19 protein-coding genes are annotated in these 16097 nt (G+C 64.0%); 7 read left to right on the top strand and 12 right to left on the bottom strand.

The window, feature by feature from the left end:
* Positions 1 to 76 precede the first annotated feature (76 nt).
* Together AC0L2C_RS13560 and AC0L2C_RS13555 are read right to left on the bottom strand one after the other, a co-directional pair.
* Complete coding sequence (locus AC0L2C_RS13560; protein ID WP_023797521.1) at positions 77 to 520, bottom strand: DUF6766 family protein; 444 nt, start codon at positions 518 to 520, stop codon at positions 77 to 79.
* Entirely contained in the window at positions 507 to 1016 is a 510-nt protein-coding gene (locus tag AC0L2C_RS13555) for a ferritin-like domain-containing protein (RefSeq protein WP_023797520.1), read from the bottom strand. The genes AC0L2C_RS13560 and AC0L2C_RS13555 overlap by 14 nt, the downstream gene beginning before the upstream one ends.
* Before the next feature lie 406 nt (positions 1017 to 1422).
* Between AC0L2C_RS13555 and rpsU the strand changes: the two genes are divergently transcribed.
* The 4 genes from rpsU (at position 1423) to AC0L2C_RS13535 (ending at position 5103) form a co-directional block, all read left to right on the top strand.
* Positions 1423 to 1695, top strand: coding sequence for a 30S ribosomal protein S21 (gene rpsU / locus AC0L2C_RS13550; RefSeq protein WP_023675331.1), 273 nt, complete (start codon positions 1423 to 1425; stop codon positions 1693 to 1695).
* Positions 1696 to 1847: 152 nt separating this feature from the next.
* Complete coding sequence (locus AC0L2C_RS13545) at positions 1848 to 2693, top strand: tetratricopeptide repeat protein (protein WP_027153011.1); 846 nt, start codon at positions 1848 to 1850, stop codon at positions 2691 to 2693.
* A gap of 154 nt (positions 2694 to 2847) precedes the next feature.
* On the top strand, positions 2848 to 3321 hold the full coding sequence (locus AC0L2C_RS13540) for a DUF992 domain-containing protein (protein WP_473523563.1): 474 nt from the start codon (positions 2848 to 2850) through the stop codon (positions 3319 to 3321).
* Between the two features lie 276 nt (positions 3322 to 3597).
* Positions 3598 to 5103: an MFS transporter gene (locus AC0L2C_RS13535; protein WP_473523562.1), complete on the top strand. Its 1506-nt coding sequence runs from the start codon at positions 3598 to 3600 to the stop codon at positions 5101 to 5103.
* 139 nt (positions 5104 to 5242) lie between these two features.
* Here AC0L2C_RS13535 and coaBC read toward each other — a convergent pair whose 3' ends face one another.
* The 6 genes from coaBC to ubiE form a co-directional block, all read right to left on the bottom strand.
* Positions 5243 to 6460: a bifunctional phosphopantothenoylcysteine decarboxylase/phosphopantothenate--cysteine ligase CoaBC gene (coaBC, locus tag AC0L2C_RS13530; RefSeq protein ID WP_473523561.1), complete on the bottom strand. Its 1218-nt coding sequence runs from the start codon at positions 6458 to 6460 to the stop codon at positions 5243 to 5245.
* A gap of 19 nt (positions 6461 to 6479) precedes the next feature.
* Complete coding sequence (locus AC0L2C_RS13525; protein WP_031254220.1) at positions 6480 to 6887, bottom strand: type II toxin-antitoxin system VapC family toxin; 408 nt, start codon at positions 6885 to 6887, stop codon at positions 6480 to 6482.
* Positions 6884 to 7138 (bottom strand): FitA-like ribbon-helix-helix domain-containing protein, encoded by a 255-nt coding sequence (locus tag AC0L2C_RS13520; protein ID WP_023797510.1) that lies wholly within the window; start codon positions 7136 to 7138, stop codon positions 6884 to 6886. The genes AC0L2C_RS13525 and AC0L2C_RS13520 overlap by 4 nt, the downstream gene beginning before the upstream one ends.
* 2 nt (positions 7139 to 7140) lie before the next feature.
* The gene (locus AC0L2C_RS13515; RefSeq protein WP_473523560.1) at positions 7141 to 7350 is read right to left on the bottom strand and encodes a FitA-like ribbon-helix-helix domain-containing protein; all 210 of its coding nucleotides are present in this window, start codon (positions 7348 to 7350) and stop codon (positions 7141 to 7143) included.
* Positions 7351 to 7425: 75 nt separating this feature from the next.
* Positions 7426 to 9000: a 2-polyprenylphenol 6-hydroxylase gene (ubiB, locus tag AC0L2C_RS13510; protein WP_473481021.1), complete on the bottom strand. Its 1575-nt coding sequence runs from the start codon at positions 8998 to 9000 to the stop codon at positions 7426 to 7428.
* 70 nt (positions 9001 to 9070) lie between these two features.
* Complete coding sequence (gene ubiE, locus AC0L2C_RS13505; protein WP_473523559.1) at positions 9071 to 9847, bottom strand: bifunctional demethylmenaquinone methyltransferase/2-methoxy-6-polyprenyl-1,4-benzoquinol methylase UbiE; 777 nt, start codon at positions 9845 to 9847, stop codon at positions 9071 to 9073.
* A 148-nt stretch (positions 9848 to 9995) separates the two neighbouring features.
* Between ubiE and AC0L2C_RS13500 the strand changes: the two genes are divergently transcribed.
* The 3 genes from AC0L2C_RS13500 to AC0L2C_RS13490 all read left to right on the top strand — a co-directional run bounded on the left by AC0L2C_RS13500 (position 9996) and on the right by AC0L2C_RS13490 (position 12425).
* Positions 9996 to 10970, top strand: coding sequence for an adenosine deaminase (locus tag AC0L2C_RS13500; RefSeq protein ID WP_473481017.1), 975 nt, complete (start codon positions 9996 to 9998; stop codon positions 10968 to 10970).
* A 163-nt stretch (positions 10971 to 11133) separates the two neighbouring features.
* Entirely contained in the window at positions 11134 to 11763 is a 630-nt protein-coding gene (gene upp, locus AC0L2C_RS13495) for a uracil phosphoribosyltransferase (protein ID WP_023797505.1), read from the top strand.
* A 110-nt stretch (positions 11764 to 11873) separates the two neighbouring features.
* Complete coding sequence (locus AC0L2C_RS13490) at positions 11874 to 12425, top strand: TIGR02281 family clan AA aspartic protease (protein ID WP_473523558.1); 552 nt, start codon at positions 11874 to 11876, stop codon at positions 12423 to 12425.
* 60 nt (positions 12426 to 12485) lie between these two features.
* On the opposite strand, the gene deoA is transcribed toward AC0L2C_RS13490, so the two are convergent.
* From deoA to AC0L2C_RS13470, 4 genes are all read right to left on the bottom strand, one after another.
* Positions 12486 to 13805, bottom strand: a complete 1320-nt coding sequence (deoA, locus tag AC0L2C_RS13485; RefSeq protein WP_473523557.1) for a thymidine phosphorylase — start codon at positions 13803 to 13805, stop codon at positions 12486 to 12488.
* Positions 13805 to 14623 (bottom strand): purine-nucleoside phosphorylase, encoded by an 819-nt coding sequence (locus tag AC0L2C_RS13480; protein WP_128173525.1) that lies wholly within the window; start codon positions 14621 to 14623, stop codon positions 13805 to 13807. Before AC0L2C_RS13480 ends, deoA begins: the two co-directional genes overlap by 1 nt.
* A 31-nt stretch (positions 14624 to 14654) precedes the next feature.
* Entirely contained in the window at positions 14655 to 15047 is a 393-nt protein-coding gene (cdd, locus tag AC0L2C_RS13475) for a cytidine deaminase (protein ID WP_023797501.1), read from the bottom strand.
* A 78-nt stretch (positions 15048 to 15125) separates the two neighbouring features.
* Positions 15126 to 16097, bottom strand: a complete 972-nt coding sequence (locus AC0L2C_RS13470) for an ABC transporter permease (protein ID WP_023797500.1) — start codon at positions 16095 to 16097, stop codon at positions 15126 to 15128.

Genomic DNA, 16097 nt, shown 5'->3' with positions numbered 1-16097 from the left:
CGCCGCTTGCGAATGCAAGGACCATCAAACGGGCCCGGAGTGGTGAGCGGCTCCGGGCCACATTTCCATTCCCAGATCAGTTCCGGTGGGCGTGCGGCTCGTCGGTGTGGCGGCCGTCATACTGCAGGTCCAGCTCGCGAATCGCCTCCTTGCCTTTCTTCGGATCGACAAGCCTGAGAAGCGCGTCGATCTTGGCCTCCATCCGGTCGGTACTCTCCTTCGATTGCGGCGAACCGACGAAGAGCAGGAACGCCAGGCCACCGACCTGCCAGAGCAGCTGCAGGAATTCCGATTGCCAGTTCTCGAGCGTGTCGCGGCTCATCTCGATCAGATAGCCGCCGAACTCTGGCGGTTGGCTCAGCGCTCGCTGCTCGTCGAGATAGGCGAACCAGCCGAAAACCCAGTGGCCGACGATCGAAATGATGAAGAAGCCGAGGGTAATCCAGGCATAGCTGTAAGCCCGCCACACCGAAGGTGGTGTCACCTTGGCCGCCGGCCTGTCGTCCTCATCGTTTGGCATTGTCGCTGTCCGACCCCGAGCGAGCCAAGAACTGCTCCGTAGTCGCGGGCAGCTTGTTTTTCAGCCACTCGGCCATCGCCTCCTCCTCACGCAGATTTTCTTCGCAGGCCCGGGCGACTTCTGTTTCGCCTAGGGATTCGGCGGCTGCGATGAGGATCGTGTAGGATGCGATCTCCATGTGCTCGAAGGTGTAGCTCGCCAGTGAGCCTTTCATCACCTCGTCGCCGGCGAAGACGCCGCTTAGGGACTGTGCCATCGCCAGCAGCTTGCCGCCGGCGTCCTTCAGCGTGGACGTATCTTCGCCCACTTGTTCCAGGCAGGTCCTGAGGCGCGCGGCTTGCCCTCTCGTCTCGTTGAGGTGCAGGCTGATGCGCTCACGGAGTTCGGGATAACTCTCCAGCCGGCTCAGCTGGCCGTTCAGCATGGTTTCGGCCTGCTCCTCCATCGCATGCGCGTCCCTGAGCCACTGGACGAGCCATTCACGGGTCTCTGACATCGGTTTTCTCCTGTGCTTGCGTATGCGAAACAACCATGGGGAACGAGGTTTGTTCCTTCGTCGATAAAGCCGGGCGGACCGTTTTGCCGGATTGAGGCAGCAGGTTTTATCGGTGGCTGAGAAGACGTCAACGATGCTCTCATCGGCGCGGAGAGCCCGCCCGATAAGGCAAATCTACTACCAAGGGTCGTAATTCCTTGCTTTCTGACGGCAGTTATGCTAATGATTTGCGTATGGTGCTGATTGCGCCGACGACCCGCCGCCGAGGCGGGTTTTTCGTTTCGGCAGTGGACAGAGCGGCGTGATTCTGCTATCAGCCGCCACAATTCGTGGTGTAGACCGCCGCGGAGGCAAGCGACTATGGCCACTTGCCTGTTGTTAACAAACCCGAAAGACAGGATTGCCCGTGCAGGTACTCGTCCGCGACAACAATGTTGATCAGGCGCTTCGCGCGCTCAAGAAAAAGATGCAGCGCGAAGGCATCTTCCGCGAAATGAAGATGCGCGGACATTATGAGAAGCCCTCTGAGAAGCGCGCCCGCGAAAAGGCGGAAGCCGTTCGCCGCGCCCGTAAGCTGGCCCGCAAGCGCGCCCAGCGCGAAGGCCTGCTGCCGATGACGCCGCGCCCGGTGGCGGCTGGTGCCGCTGGGGCCGGCGCTCCGCGTCCGCCTCGGTTCTGACGCCAATTTTTCGTCCTTTTCGAAGGATACCCAAGGTGGCGCGATGCGAAATCGCCGCCACCTTTTTGTTTTGAATTCGACCAGCTCGCAGAGGGCCGGTTCGGAGAGGGAACAGACCTGACGGCGCGGGCGGGCAGTGAGGACGAGCAGACATGAACGCAATTAGCGTGGAGCGCAGAACCGCAATGCGCGGCTTCGCCCTGACGGCAGCCCTGCTTTCTGGCTTGGCGATCGCCGGCTGCCAGACAGCCCCGACCGGTGAATTCACCAACATCGACAAGGCACAAGGGTCGGCCGAGAACATCTCCTCGCTGTCAGCCGTTATCCAGCGCAGTCCCCAGGATCCGGAAGGCTATAATGTGCGTGGCTCGGCCTATGGCCGCGGCGGCCAGTATCAGGCGGCGCTCAAGGACTTCAATACCGCCATCCAGCTCAATCCGAATTTCTACCAGGCCTATTCGAACCGCGCTCTCATCCAGCGATTCCTCGGCGATCAGGCGGCCGCGCTTTCCGACTACAACCGCTCGATCCAGATCAATCCCGACTATGACGCAGCCTATATCGGCCGCGGCAATCTCTACCGCAAAGCCAACCGCATCCAGGAAGCGTTCAACGATTTCCAGAAGGCGATCCAGCTCGACACGACAGACGCGCGCGCCTATCACAATCGCGGCCTGATCTATCAGAGCCAGGGCCAACACGCTTTCGCCATCGAGGATTTCTCGACAGCCATCTCGCTGGCGCCGGACGCCGCCGAACCCTACAATGGCCGCGGCCTCTCCTATCTCGCCATGAACGACGAGGACAACGCCTTCGCCGACATCAACATGGCGATCAAGCTCGACGGCAAGAATGCCGAGGCCTGGTCCAACCAGGCGCTGATCTACGAGCGGCGCGGCGACAAGGCCAAGGCGGCAAAAGCCTATCGCGAGGCCGTGCGCCTCAGCCCCACCTACCAGCCGGCCAAGGACGGCCTGGCGCGCACCAGCACCGGCTGACCGACGGCGGCGTTTCGGCCTGACGTGGCGGGCCTGCCGTTTGGCATGGCTTCGAAACCTTCAACGACTGCCGCCTTGATCGCGCCAAGTTCTCGGCGGAACGCTCGGGACGCTTAGCCGTTGTTCAGGGCTATTCGCGAAAAGGACTCCTCCCATGATCAAGAAACTCGCCTGTGCCGCCGCCCTCGCCGCTACGGTTCTAGCCGCCCCTGCCAGCTCAGGGAGGCTGCAGCTCGGCGTGCTCGACTGCACCATCGACGGCGGCACCGGCTATATCGTGACATCCAACAAGGGCGTGGCCTGCACCTTTCGCCCTCATCATGGCGGTCCCCCGGAAGCCTATACCGGGGTCATTTCCAAGCTTGGCGTCGACGTCGGCAGGACGCACCAGGGCGAATTGATATGGGCGGTTCTGGCGGCCACCCGCAACCGTGATGCCGGCGATCTTGCCGGCAGCTATTATGGCGTCAACGCCGAGGCCAGCGTGGTAACGGGCGGCGGCGCCAACCTTCTGGTCGGCGGTCTGAACAGCGCCTTCTCGCTGCAGCCTCTAAACGTACAGGCGCAGACCGGCGTCAACCTGGCAGTCGCCGTCACCTCACTGGAACTGATCCACTCTTTCAAATGAGCGCCATAGCGTGGCTCTGCATGCGGCGCGGAACAGGATAGAACTGTTCCGCGCCGCACGACTTTTGGGGAACCGCCGTGCGAGGGAAGATCATCGCTGACGCCATGATCGCAATCTTGCCATCCCGCCTTCATAGCACCCTCAGCGCACCCGCGAAAAACCGCTTGAGCTCAACTGCGGTTGAGGTTTTACAACCCATCCCCGAAGTGCCATTTGGAGACGAAGAGCGCTCCACCATTTCTTTAATCGGCGTATACGAAAGTTCGGGAGGGCGGGGTGATCGAAACCAGCACAAACAGGGTCGACTGGCGGGCGCTGTGGGCGAGCGGCGATCTGGCGCGCTTCTGCTTCATCAGCCTCGGCATCCTGCTGCACGCCACCAACGAAACCATGGTGGCAACGGTGATGCCGGCGATGGTCGGCGAACTCGCCGGGGTTCAGCTGGTCGGCTGGTCGCTGGCGATCTACGAGCTCGGCGCCATCGTCGCCGGCGCTGCCGCCGGACGGCTGGTGAGCTATGTCGCGTTGCGCACCAACATGGTGGTTGCCGCCCTGCTCTACGCGGCCGGCGCCCTGGTCTGCGCCATCGCGCCGTCCATGCCGCTGTTCCTGGCCGGGCGACTGATCGAGGGATTTGGCGGCGGCGCGCTGGTGTCGCTGGCCTTCGTCTCGGTCGAGCGGCTGTTTCCACGCGCCATCTGGCCGCAGCTTTTCGGCGTTATGTCGGCGATCTGGGGCGTCGCCGCCTTCAGCGGGCCGGTGCTCGGTGCGTTGATGACCGAGTTGCTCTCCTGGCGCTGGGCTTTCGGCGTCTTCACGCTTGGCGGCACCGCCATGGCGTTGGCGAGCTTCATCGTGCTCGACACGCCCGAGGCGACCCGGCCGCAGGCGATCACTGGAACCGCGCCGCCCTTCCCCTTTGCCGCGCTCGGCTGCCTTGCCGTCAGCGTCGTGCTGATCGCCACGGCCGGTGTCGAGATTGCCCTGCTGCGCTCCTCCCTGTTGCTCATCCTCGGCCTGATCGGGCTCGCGCTGTTCATCCGCATCGATGCGCTGAAGGCGGGCTCGCGGCTGTTCCCGTCGCGCCTGTTCTCCTGGCGCTCGCCGGTCGGCGCAGGCATGACCATGGTCGCCGCCTTTTCGGTGGCGACCTGTTCCTTCGCCGTCTACGGGCCGCTGCTTCTGACCAGCCTGCATGGCATTCCGATCCTGACCACCGGCTATATCATCGCCGCCGAATCGATCGCCTGGTCGATCCTGTCGATCCTCGTCGCCAATGCGCCGCCAGAGCGGGAAAGACTGATCATCACCGGCGGCGCGCTGATGATCGCGGCCGGCATCGCCGGTTTCGCCTATGCCGTGCCGGCCGGTTCGATTCCGCTGATCCTGTTTTGCGCCTTGCTGCAGGGCGGCGGCTTCGGCATTGCCTGGCCCTTCGTCACACGCGTGATCGTCGCGTCGGCCAGTGACGGCGAGCAGACGATCGCTTCCGCCGCCGTACCGACCATGCAGCGCATCGGCTATGCGGTCGGTGCCGCGTTGACCGGCATCGTCGCCAATGCCAGCGGTTTTTCCGAAGGCCTGAACCGTGAGGCGGCGGCGAATGTCGCCACGTGGCTGTTCCTCGCCTTCGTGCCGCTCGGGATTCTGGGCTGCCTCGCCGCGCTGAGGATCTCGGGGCCGGCAGCCCCACGGCCGGCGGAGCTGCCAATCTCCCCCCTTGTGGGGGAGATGCCCGGCAGGACAGAGGGGGGCGCGAAGGATCGCCAAACGTGGGCTTAACCTACCCATACGAGACAGCGCAGATTCCTGGGATCCTGTTATTTCGAGCGCCGCTGCGGGACACGATCTTTCGAAACGTCGGGGGGACAGCGCCCCCCTCTGGCCTGCCGGCCATCTCCCCCACAAGGGGGGAGATTGACTAGACGACGATCGTCTTCAGCCGCTCCGCTATAAGTGCTGCGAGCCGCGTCGCCACCTCGTCCTTGCTCATCTCAGGCCATTCGTCGACACCGGCCTTCGAGACGATCCGCACCGTGTTGCGGTCGCCGCCCATCACCCCGCTTTCGTGGGATACATCGTTGGCGACAATGAAATCGGCGCCCTTTTTCCTGAGCTTGGCCTCGGCGTTCCTGACCAGATCCTGCGTTTCGGCGGCGAAGCCGACGACCAGGCTGGGCCGCTTCCTGTGATGGCCGACACCGGCAAGAATGTCAGGGTTTTCGACCATCTGCAGCGCCGGCGGCCCCTCGCCCGCCACCTTCTTGATCTTCTCGCCGGCCGAAGCCTCGCTGCGCCAGTCGGCAACCGCCGCGACGAACACCGCCGCGTCTGCCGGCAGCAGCTGTTCGACCGCGTCCTTCATCTGGTTTGCGGTTTCGACATGCAGCGTGGTGACACCAGCGGGATCGGCAATGCCGACCGGACCGGAGACGAGGCGCACATCGGCGCCCAGCCTTGCCAGCGCCGCCGCGATGGCATGGCCCTGCTTGCCGGACGAACGGTTGGCGATGTAGCGCACCGGGTCGATCGGCTCATGCGTCGGCCCTGAGGTGACGATGATCTTTCTGCCTGCCAGCGGTTTCGGCCTGACATCGAGCAGCGCCTCGATCGCGGCAACGATTTCCAGCGGCTCGGCCATGCGGCCCTCGCCCGCCTCGTTGCTCTCGGCCATCTCGCCCTTTGCCGGGCCGACGAATGCGACGCCATCGTTCTGCAACGTCGCGCGGTTGCGCCGGGTCGCCGGATGCGACCACATTTTCGGGTTCATGGCGGGCGCCATCAGCACCGGCTTGTCGGTCGCAATGAGCACGGTCGAGGCAAGGTCGTTGGCATGGCCGTTGGCGAGCTTCGCCATCAGGTCGGCGGTAGCCGGCGCCACGACGACAAGAGCGGCCTCGCGCGACAAGCGGATGTGGCCGACATCGTGCTCGTCATTGCGGTCGAACAAATCCGTGAACACGTGGTCGGCCGACAGCGCCCCGACCGACAGCGTGGTGACGAATTCCTGCGCCGCGGCGGTCATCACCACGCGCACGGCGGCACCGCGCTCGCGCAGCCGGCGGATCAGGTCGAGCGCCTTGTAGGCGGCGACACCGCCGCCGATGATGAGCAGGATGCGCTTGGCGGAGAGGGTCATGCCCAGTTCTTGTCCGATGTCATGCCGGCTTCAGCGCCGGTTCGATGTCGGTATGGATGAAATCGTCGCCCTTGAAAAGCAGCGGCAGGTTTCGCGTCTTGGCCAAGGCGTAGGCGAAGCAGTCGCCCATGTTGAGATTGGCGCGATGGCCAGTACCTCGGCCATACAGTGCATAGGCTTCAATTCCGGCTTGCGCATGTTCGGCGGAGAGCGCGACGATTGTGACTTTGAGTCTAGCAAGAAGGCCCGTCAACTCGGCCGTGCCAGCCGCGCCATAGCGGCGGACAATTACTGTGCCGCATTCCATCAGGGTTGCGGCGCTCATCAGTATCCGCTGATTTCCCGCGAGGCGCTGGGCGATCGCCGGAGCGTCGGGCTCCTGCTTCAGGATGGCCACGATCGCTGAGGTGTCGACCACCACGGTCATTCCTCCTCGATGAAGGACCAGAGGTCATCAGTGAATTTCTTCTGATCGAAATCCGCTTGTTGCAGTCGTCGGCCGAATTCGAGGATTTCCTCCGCCGTAACAAAATCCCCGTCACGTTCTTTGGTGACTGCCACATCCTTCAGCAAGAGATTTCTTGCCTCCTGCTCCATTGACACGCCATGTCTGGCAGCCCGCTCGCGCAGCTTTTGCTTCAGATCGTCGTCGAGATTGCGAATGGTCAGGGTGCCCATAACTACCCTTGCCCCCGTGTCGTCGGTCTGAACTTGGCTTCGTCCTCGGCTGCAATGGCCGCCGAGTCGAAACCTTTGGTGGTCGGAAGCCCTACGGATGCGGCGAGCACGTCCCGCGCCTCCTGCTCCATGGAAACGCCACGCGCGGCGCCACGCTCACGCAGTCGCCGCATGACACTCTCATCCACATTGCGAACAGTAATCCGGGCCATGATCGCGCTCCCGCGACCTAATATAGCGACACTGGAGCATGACTGCAATGACAGCACTGCTGTCATTGCTTGCAGTCAGAGCAGCCTCCAGGCGATAAAGACCAGCGTCAGCGCGATCACCCACAGCGCCAGCCTGCCGGATCTGCTATAGCGCGCCTCGGCCTTGCCGATGGCGTGCGCCGTCCTGTCATCGAAACGCAGCCCGTGCTCGGCCATCAGATCGATCTCGCGCGACAGCCGCTCGGTGCGGGCGGCGAGGTCCGGCGCCTGGCGGGCCAGCGCCAGCAACGCGCTGGCGCCGTCGCGTGCGTCGGCCAGCAGGGCACGCGGGCCGAGATTGCCTGATATCCAGCCTCCGACCACCGGTTCTGACGTCTTCCACATGTTGAATGCCGGGTCGAGCGTGCGGGCAACGCCCTCGACCACCACCATGGTCTTTTGCAGCAGCACCAGTTCGGACCGCGTCGCCATGTCGAAGAGGTCGGTGACCTCGAACAGAAGCGCCAAGAGCTTGGCCATCGAGATGGTTTCGGCCGGCTGGCCGTGGATCGGCTCGCCGATGGCGCGGATCGCCTGGGCGAATGCCGCAACGTTATGCAGGCGCGGCACGTAGCCGGCCTCGAAATGCACTTCCGCGACGCGCAGATAGTCACGGGTGATGAAGCCGTAGAGAATTTCGGCGAGGAACCGGCGCTCCTTCTTGCCGAGCCGGCCGGCAATGCCGAGATCGACAGCGACGATGGTGCCATCGGGCTCGACGAACAGGTTTCCCGGATGCATGTCGGCGTGGAAGAAACCGTCGCGCAGCGTATGGCGCAGGAACGACTGGACCAGATTGGCGGCGATCGCCTTCAGATCGTGGCCGGCGGCAGTCAGGCCGGCAATGTCGTTCATCTTGATGCCGTCGACCCATTCCATGGTCAGCACGTCGCGGCCGGTGCGTTCCCAATCGACCGTCGGCACGCGAAAGCCGGGATCGTCCCTGGTGTTTTCGCCGAGCTCCGAAAGCGCTGCCGCCTCAAGCCTCAGATCCATCTCGATCTTGGTGGTCTGCGCCAGCGTCTGGGTCACCTCGACCGGCCGCAGCCGGCGCGACGACGGGATGTATTTTTCCTGGAGACGGGCGGCGAGGAAATAGCTTTCGAGATCGCGAAAGAAACGGCGCCGCACGCCCGGCCGGATCACCTTCACCGCCACCCGCGAACCGACGCCGTTCTGCAAAGTTTCGGCGGTATGGACCTGAGCGATCGAGGCCGCGGCGACCGCCTCGCCGAAACTGGCGTAGAGCTCGCCGACCTTGCGCCCGAGCGAGGCCTCTATCGCCGCAATGGCCTCGGTCTGCGGAAATGTCTGCATCTTGTCCTGCAGCATGGCGAGATCGAGCGCTATGTCGTTGCCGACGACATCGGGTCGTGTCGCCAGGAACTGGCCGAGCTTGACATAGGATGGGCCGAGCCGGACGACGGCCTTGGCCAGCCGATCGCCACGCTCGTAGGCAAGCGCGCGGCGGCGGGTGAACAGCCGTGCCACCCGCCAGCCGAATTTCGGCAGGCCGAACAGCTCATCGCCCGGCAACGCCGCGACGACGCCTTCGCGGACCAGCACCCAGCCGGCCCGTACGAGCCTGAAACCAGCGCCGACACTGCTCATGACTGCGCTTGTCCTGCCGGTTTTCTAGACCGGCGAAGGGCAGGTCGCGTATAAAAAATACGGGCCAGCCTCAAAGCTTCCAGCCCGAATGAAGCGCAGCTATGCCGCCGGCATAATTGCGAAAAGACACGCGCTCAAAACCGGCGCGGGAAATCATCGCGACAAAATTCTGCTGATTGGGAAATTTGCGGATCGATTCGACCAGATAGGAATAGGGTTCGTTTTCGCCGGTCACCGCCTTGCCGATCCTGGGGATGGCGTTGAACGACCACGCCTCGTAGACCCTGTCGAGCAGCGGCATGTCGACCTCGGAAAATTCGAGGCAGAGAAAGCGCCCGCCAGGCTTCAGCACGCGAAAGGCTTCGGCAAGCGCCACATCGATGCGCGGCACGTTGCGAACGCCGAAAGCAATCGTGTAGGCGTCGAAACTGGCCTCAGCGAAAGGCAGCTCCTCGGCATTGGCCTCGACGAAATCGGTATTATCCGTCAGGCCCTTTTTCTCGGCCCGGTCGCGGCCGACGGCGAGCATCGAGCCGTTGATGTCGAGAACCGTGGCATGGGCGTTCCTGCCGCTCGCCTCGACGATGCGGAAGGCGATGTCGCCAGTGCCGCCGGCAACGTCGAGAACGCTCCAGCCCGGTCGTTTCGGTGGATTGAGCCATGTGACCATGGCGTCCTTCCACAGCCGATGCAGGCCGCCCGACATCAGGTCGTTCATCAGATCGTAGCGGTTCGCCACCTTGTGGAAAACGTCGTTGACCAGGGACTGCTTCTCGCCTGCCCCTACGCGCTTGAAACCATAGGAGGTTTCCATACCGCCAACGGCCGTGGTTCTCTCAACCGACATTATTTTTGATCCGCCATAAAACCGGCGGGACCATAGCCGATCGATGGTGCCGACGCTATTGTTTAAGGCGCGGTGTTCGGCCGCGCTCCCCGGTCGTGGAATCATGCTTATGGCTCCATGTCCTGGACTGACCTGACGGGATGATTGCATGCCTTTGAAAGCGGAACTGCACTGCCATATCGAAGGGGCAGCGGCGCCCGAACTCGTCATCCGCCAGGCGCAGAAATACGGCAAGGACACCTCGCCCTACATTCAGGACGGCTCTTTCGTCTGGCACGATTTCAGCTCCTTCCTCGCCGCCTATGACTTCTCCTCCGACCTGTTCCGCGCCGAAGAGGACTATGCGCGGCTGGCCGATCATTATCTGACCAGCCTCGCCCGCGACGGCGCCATCTATTCCGAGATCTTCACCTCGCCGGACCACGCCGGGAAGGCCGGGCTGTCGCCCAGGGCCTATACGGACGCGCTCGGCGAAGGCATGGCGCGCGCCAAGGCCAAGACCGGCATCGAGGGCCGCATGATCGTCACCGGCGTGCGCAATGCCGGCGTCGAATCGATCGAGCAGGCGGCGCGCTTCGCCGCCCGCTGCGGGCATCCGCTGGTCACCGGCTTCGGCGTCGCCGGCGACGAGCGGATGGGCGATCTGGAGGACTATGTCAGGGCCTTCGAAATCGCCCGCGAGGCCGGCCTTGGCATCACCGTCCATGCCGGCGAACTGATGGGCTGGGAGAGCGTCAAGGCCGCGCTCGATCACATCCGCCCCGCTCGCATCGGCCATGGCGTGCGCGCCATCGAAAACCCCGACCTTGTCCGTCGCATCGCCGATGAAGGCGTCGTGCTCGAATGCTGTCCGAGCTCCAACATCGCGCTAAGGGTGTTCGACAGTTTCGCCGATCACCCCTTTCCGGCCCTGTTGGCGGCAGGCTGCAAGGTGACGCTTAACTCCGACGATCCGCCCTATTTCCGGACGTCGCTGAAGCGCGAATACGACATTGCCGCCGAGCATTTTTCGATGAACGACAAGGCGCTCGCCTCCGTCACGAGAACCGCCATCGACGCCGCCTTCGTCGACAGGAAGACCAAGGCAATGCTGCTGGGCCGGCTCGACGTCAAGGGCAGGTGAATGGTGAATGGTGAATGGTGAATGGTGAATGGTGAATGGTCCACCCGGCGCTTCGGTCCGTCAACCGCGAGTTCTCCGCTGAACCAAGGACTCGCAAACCTGTTCACTATTCACTATTCACCATTCACTACTCACTTTTCACCTGCGCAGCTAGGAGACCACCATGCAGGGCGTCACCGTCGTCGACCACCCGCTTGTCCAGCACAAGCTGACCATCATGCGCAAGAAGGAAACTTCGACGGCCGGCTTCCGGCGGCTGCTGCGCGAGATCTCGCTGCTGCTCGGCTACGAGGTCACCCGCAACCTCGAATTGACGACGACGACGATCGAAACGCCGATCGAGACGATGGAAGCGCCGACGCTGGAGGGCAAGAAGCTGGTCTTCGCCTCAGTACTGCGCGCCGGCAACGGCCTGCTCGAGGGTTTGCTCGACCTGGTGCCGGCGGCGCGCGTCGCCCATATCGGTCTCTACCGCGACCACGAAACGCTGGAAGCGGTCGAATATTTCTTCAAGGCGCCGAGCGATCTCGCCGACCGGCTGGTGATCGTCGTCGATCCGATGCTGGCGACCGCCAATTCGGCGATCGCGGCGATCGACAAGTTGAAGGGGCGCGGCGCCACCAACATCCGCTTCCTCTGCCTGCTGGCGGCGCCAGAAGGCCTCGATCGCTTCATCAAGGCGCATCCCGATGTCCCGGTCTTCACCGCTTCCATCGACCGCCAGCTCAACGAGAAGGGCTACATCATGCCAGGCCTCGGCGATGCTGGCGACCGCATGTACGGGACCAAATGACCGTGGCCCCGCTCGTTTACCGATCGTTTACGCAAACGACCGCTTTCTGCATCTGTTAAAGCGGCAAACACCATGCCGCGATAAGCATGGGTCTTCACGAAGGCCGGTCCATGCTGCGCAATCTTCTCATCCTTGGCGTGCTCGCCGTAGCATCGGCGTCGTTCCCGATGCTCTACCAGTCGAATCCGCAGATGTTCGAAGGCCTGCTGAAATCGGCGGTCGGGGCCAGCCCGGCGGTCGAAACGGACCTGAACCTGGCCACGGTTCCCGACAGGCCGGCGCAGCCGCTCGGCCGCAAGGTCGTGATCCCGGCTGACGCGCGCGGGCATTTCACGTCGGCGTTCAAGCTCAACGGTCGAACGGTCGACGGCATGATCGACACCGGCGCAACGCTGGTCGCCATCAACAGTTCGACGGCGCGCAGGATCGGCGTTTCGCTGAACGCGTCGGATTTCGAGCACCAGGTCAACACCGCCAACGGCGCGATCAAGGCTGCCTTGGTGACCGTCGATCGGCTGCAGATCGGCAAGATCACGCTCGACGGTGTCCAGGCGGTGGTGCTCGACGACAAGGCGCTGCGCACCAATTTGATCGGTCTGAGCTTTCTCCAGCGGCTGGAAAAATACCAGGTCGCGAACGGCGCGCTGCTGCTCGTCCAGTGAACCATGATCCCGAAAAGTGGAAACCGGTTTTCGGAAAGATCATGGTCCAATAAAAAAACTTCATCCGCGCGGCAGGATGCGCCGGATGACGGTTTTTTCCGCGGGCGGCTTCGAAGCGCCGATCGAATAGGCCGAAAGCACGGCGGCGGCGGCCGCCTCGGCATCCCCGGCATTGCGGGCATGGACCAGCGCCAGCGCCTCGCCGGCCCGCACCTCCGCGCCGACAGGCAGCAGCCGGGTGATGCCGACGGCATGGTCGATCCTGTCGTCCGGCCGGATGCGCCCGCCGCCAAGCCCGACGACGGCAAGCCCGATGTCGCGGGTGGAGATACCGGTGACGAAGCCGTTTTCGGTCGCCTTGACCGCAAACTCCATCGCCGCCCTCGGCAGGTGTTTTTCCGGGTTCTCGACGAAGTCGGCCGGACCGCCGAGCGCCGCCACCATGCGCGCGAAGACGGCGGCGGCACCGCCGCCGGCAAGCGTCTCGGCGGCGCGCCGCATGCCGTCCTGGTTGGACGAGACCAGCCCGGCCGACTGCAGCATGTCTGCGGCCAGTGCCAGCGTCACATCCTCCAGGCGCCGGTCTCGGAAGCGGCCGGTGAGGAAATCGACGGCATTGCGCACCTCGACCGCGTTGCCGGCTGCCGACGCCAGCGGCTCGTTCATGCCGGTGACCAGCGCCGAGGTCTTCAGGCCGGCGCCGTTGGCGACTTCGACCAGGCTGTTCGCCAGTGTCGTTGCGTCGCGCGACTTTTCCATGAAGGCGCCGTTGCCGACCTTTACGTCGAGCACCAGCGATTGCAGGCCGGCGGCCAGTTTCTTCGACAGGATCGAGGCGGTGATCAGCGGCACCGATTCGACGGTTCCCGTCACGTCGCGGATCGCATAGAGCCGGCGGTCCGCGGGCGCGAGATCGGCGGTCTGGCCGATGATGGCGCAGCCGGCTTCGAGCACTGCCCTGCGGAATCCCGCGACATCCGGCTGGCTGGTATAGCCCGGGATGGCGTCCATCTTGTCCAGAGTGCCGCCGGTATGGCCGAGGCCGCGGCCGGAAATCATCGGCACATAAGCGCCGCAGCCAGCGACGATCGGCGCCACCAACAGCGAGACATTGTCGCCGACGCCGCCTGTCGAATGCTTGTCGGTGACCGGGCCTGGCAGGTCCGACCAATCGAGCACGCCGCCGGAATCGCGCATCGCCAGGGTCAGCGCCACCGCCTCGTCGCGGCTCATGCCGTTGAAGAACACCGCCATGGCGAAGGCCCCGACCTGCCCGTCCGAGACGGTGCCGGCGGTGAGGCCTTCGATGAAGCTGGCGATCTCCTGCGTCGACAGCTTGTGGCCATCGCGCTTGCTGCGGATGATTTCCTGGGGAAGCATCAGGCCGGGACCTTACGCTCCGGCAACCCATCCTGGAACACACGCTGGAGGATCGTCGCCAGCCGCGCGCCGCCAATCGGCGCCATGTCCTTGGTCTCCTGGTGCGAAAGCTCCGCCCCTGTCATCCCTGCGGCGAGATTGGTGATGACCGAGCAGGCGGCGACGCGCAGGCCGAGAAAACGGGCGAGAATGACCTCCGGCACGGTCGACATGCCGACGGCATTGGCGCCCATGACGCGCGCCATGCGGATCTCGGCGGGCGTCTCGAAGCACGGCCCCGAAAACCACATATAGACGCCCTTGTGCAGCGCGGTGTCCGTCGCCTTCGCCGCCGTCTCGATCGCTGAGCGAAGGCCGGCATCATAGGCTTCGGTCAGGCCGACGAAGCGGCGGTCGCTCGGCTCGCCGATCAGCGGATTGGAACCCGAGAAATTGATGTGGTCGGTGATCAGCATCACCGAGCCCGGCCCCATGCCCGGATCGACCGAGCCGGCGGCATTGGTGAGGATCAGTTGCGAGATGCCGAGGCCGGCAAGCACTTCAAGCGCCGGCCGCATCGCCGCCGCGTTGCCGTGTTCGTAGTAGTGAGCGCGGCCGGACAGCATCAGCACAGGCGTGCCGGCAAAATGTCCCGCCACCACCTCGCCGGCATGGCCGGTGACGCCGCTTCTGGGAAAGCCCGGCAATTCGCCATAGGAAATGCGGACAGGATCCTCGACCTGGTCGACAAGCCCGCCAAGGCCCGAACCCAGCACCAGCGCGGTGGCGGGCGCCAGCCCGTCCAGCCTTTCGACCAGACGATCAAGCGCTTCCTTCATGTCAACCAGCTCTTCATTTCAACCAAGCTCCTCATTTCAACATTTCGCCCTGAAAGCCGTAGGGCAGCATCTCGCCCATGGTCACGGTTTCGACCACGCCGGCATTGTCGCAAAGATAGAGTTTGGTTTCCGGCCGGCAGAATTCGGCCAGCCGCTGCCGGCAGCCGCCGCAGGGCGAGCATTTAGCCATGCGCTCTGCGATGACAGCGATCTCCGTTATCCTGCCGCCGCCGGCCATGATGAAGTGGCCGAGCGCGGTGGTTTCGGCGCACCAACCTTCCGGATAGGACGCGACCTCGACGTTGGCGCCGGTAAAGACGCGGCCGTCCTCGGTGCGCAGTGCCGCCCCGACCGGGAATTTCGAATAGGGCGCATAGGCCTTGGCCATGGCGGCCTTGGCCTCTTCGAACAGATCATGCGACATTGTTTTTCCATTGCATGATCTTGTCCGAAAACCGGCTTCTACATTTCGCTGACGCTGACCTGCGGTTCGAAATCACGCTTAGCGTTCCTTGACATAGGGCACGCCGCCGGCGCGCGGCGGAATTGCCTTGCCGATGAAGCCGGCGAGCAGGATGACGGTGAGGATATAGGGCAGCGCCTGCATGAGCTGCACCGGCACCTTGCCGATCAGCGGCAGCGGCGTGCCCTGCAGGCGGATCGACAGCGCGTCGAGGAAGCCGAACAACAGGCAGGCGAACATGGCGTTGACCGGCTTCCACTTGGCGAAGATCAGCGCGGCCAGGGCGATGTAGCCCTTGCCGGCAGTCATGTCCTTGACGAAGCCGCCATTCTGCACCATCGACAGATAGGCGCCGGCAATACCGGTGAGCACGCCGGTGCAGATCAACGCCCGGTAGCGCAGCCAGGCGACCGAGATGCCGGCGGTGTCGACCGCGGCCGGGTTCTCGCCGACCGCGCGCATGCGCAAGCCGAAACGGGTGCGGAACAGCACCCACCAGGTGAACGGCACGGCGAGGAACGCGACATAGACCAGCACGGAATGGCCGGAGATCAGTTCCGAATATATCGGTCCGAGGATCGGCACGCCCCTGAGCGCGTCCGCGCCGGGCCAGACGATCGCCCCGAACCGCTCATCCGATGCCAGAGCCGGCGTACGTCCACCTTGCTGGAACCAGGCCTGGCCGAGCATGATCGTCGATCCGGCGGCGATGAAATTGATCGCCACGCCGGAGACGATCTGGTTGCCGCGATGGGTGATCGAGGCAAAGCCGTGGACCAGCGCAAAAGCGACCGAGATGAGGATGGCCATGCCGAGGCCGATATAGGCGGAATGGAAGACGGAGGCGGAGGCAGCACCGGCGAAGGCGCCGACCAGCATCTTGCCCTCGAGCCCGATGTCGAAAATGCCGGCCCGCTCCGAATAGAGACCGGCGAGGCAGGCGAGCAGCAACGGCACCGACAGGCGGATGGTCGAGTCCAGAACCTGGATGATGGCGTTGAACAGATCCAT

The organism is Mesorhizobium sp. WSM4845, from assembly GCF_055811455.1.
Note: the sequence above shows the minus strand (reverse complement) of the source record. Positions and strands in the feature narration are given on the sequence as shown.

Coding starts and splice junctions, on each gene's coding strand:
- AC0L2C_RS13560 (WP_023797521.1), bottom strand. CDS start 520: ATGCCAAACGATGAGGACGACAGGCCGGCGGCCAAGGTGACACCACCT.
- AC0L2C_RS13555 (WP_023797520.1), bottom strand. CDS start 1,016: ATGTCAGAGACCCGTGAATGGCTCGTCCAGTGGCTCAGGGACGCGCAT.
- AC0L2C_RS13545 (WP_027153011.1), top strand. CDS start 1,848: ATGAACGCAATTAGCGTGGAGCGCAGAACCGCAATGCGCGGCTTCGCC.
- AC0L2C_RS13540 (WP_473523563.1), top strand. CDS start 2,848: ATGATCAAGAAACTCGCCTGTGCCGCCGCCCTCGCCGCTACGGTTCTA.
- coaBC (WP_473523561.1), bottom strand. CDS start 6,460: ATGACCCTCTCCGCCAAGCGCATCCTGCTCATCATCGGCGGCGGTGTC.
- AC0L2C_RS13525 (WP_031254220.1), bottom strand. CDS start 6,887: ATGACCGTGGTGGTCGACACCTCAGCGATCGTGGCCATCCTGAAGCAG.
- AC0L2C_RS13520 (WP_023797510.1), bottom strand. CDS start 7,138: ATGGGCACCCTGACCATTCGCAATCTCGACGACGATCTGAAGCAAAAG.
- AC0L2C_RS13515 (WP_473523560.1), bottom strand. CDS start 7,350: ATGGCCCGGATTACTGTTCGCAATGTGGATGAGAGTGTCATGCGGCGA.
- ubiB (WP_473481021.1), bottom strand. CDS start 9,000: ATGAGCAGTGTCGGCGCTGGTTTCAGGCTCGTACGGGCCGGCTGGGTG.
- ubiE (WP_473523559.1), bottom strand. CDS start 9,847: ATGTCGGTTGAGAGAACCACGGCCGTTGGCGGTATGGAAACCTCCTAT.
- AC0L2C_RS13500 (WP_473481017.1), top strand. CDS start 9,996: ATGCCTTTGAAAGCGGAACTGCACTGCCATATCGAAGGGGCAGCGGCG.
- upp (WP_023797505.1), top strand. CDS start 11,134: ATGCAGGGCGTCACCGTCGTCGACCACCCGCTTGTCCAGCACAAGCTG.
- AC0L2C_RS13490 (WP_473523558.1), top strand. CDS start 11,874: ATGCTGCGCAATCTTCTCATCCTTGGCGTGCTCGCCGTAGCATCGGCG.
- deoA (WP_473523557.1), bottom strand. CDS start 13,805: ATGCTTCCCCAGGAAATCATCCGCAGCAAGCGCGATGGCCACAAGCTG.
- AC0L2C_RS13480 (WP_128173525.1), bottom strand. CDS start 14,623: ATGAAGGAAGCGCTTGATCGTCTGGTCGAAAGGCTGGACGGGCTGGCG.
- cdd (WP_023797501.1), bottom strand. CDS start 15,047: ATGTCGCATGATCTGTTCGAAGAGGCCAAGGCCGCCATGGCCAAGGCC.
- AC0L2C_RS13470 (WP_023797500.1), bottom strand. CDS start 16,097: ATGGATCTGTTCAACGCCATCATCCAGGTTCTGGACTCGACCATCCGC.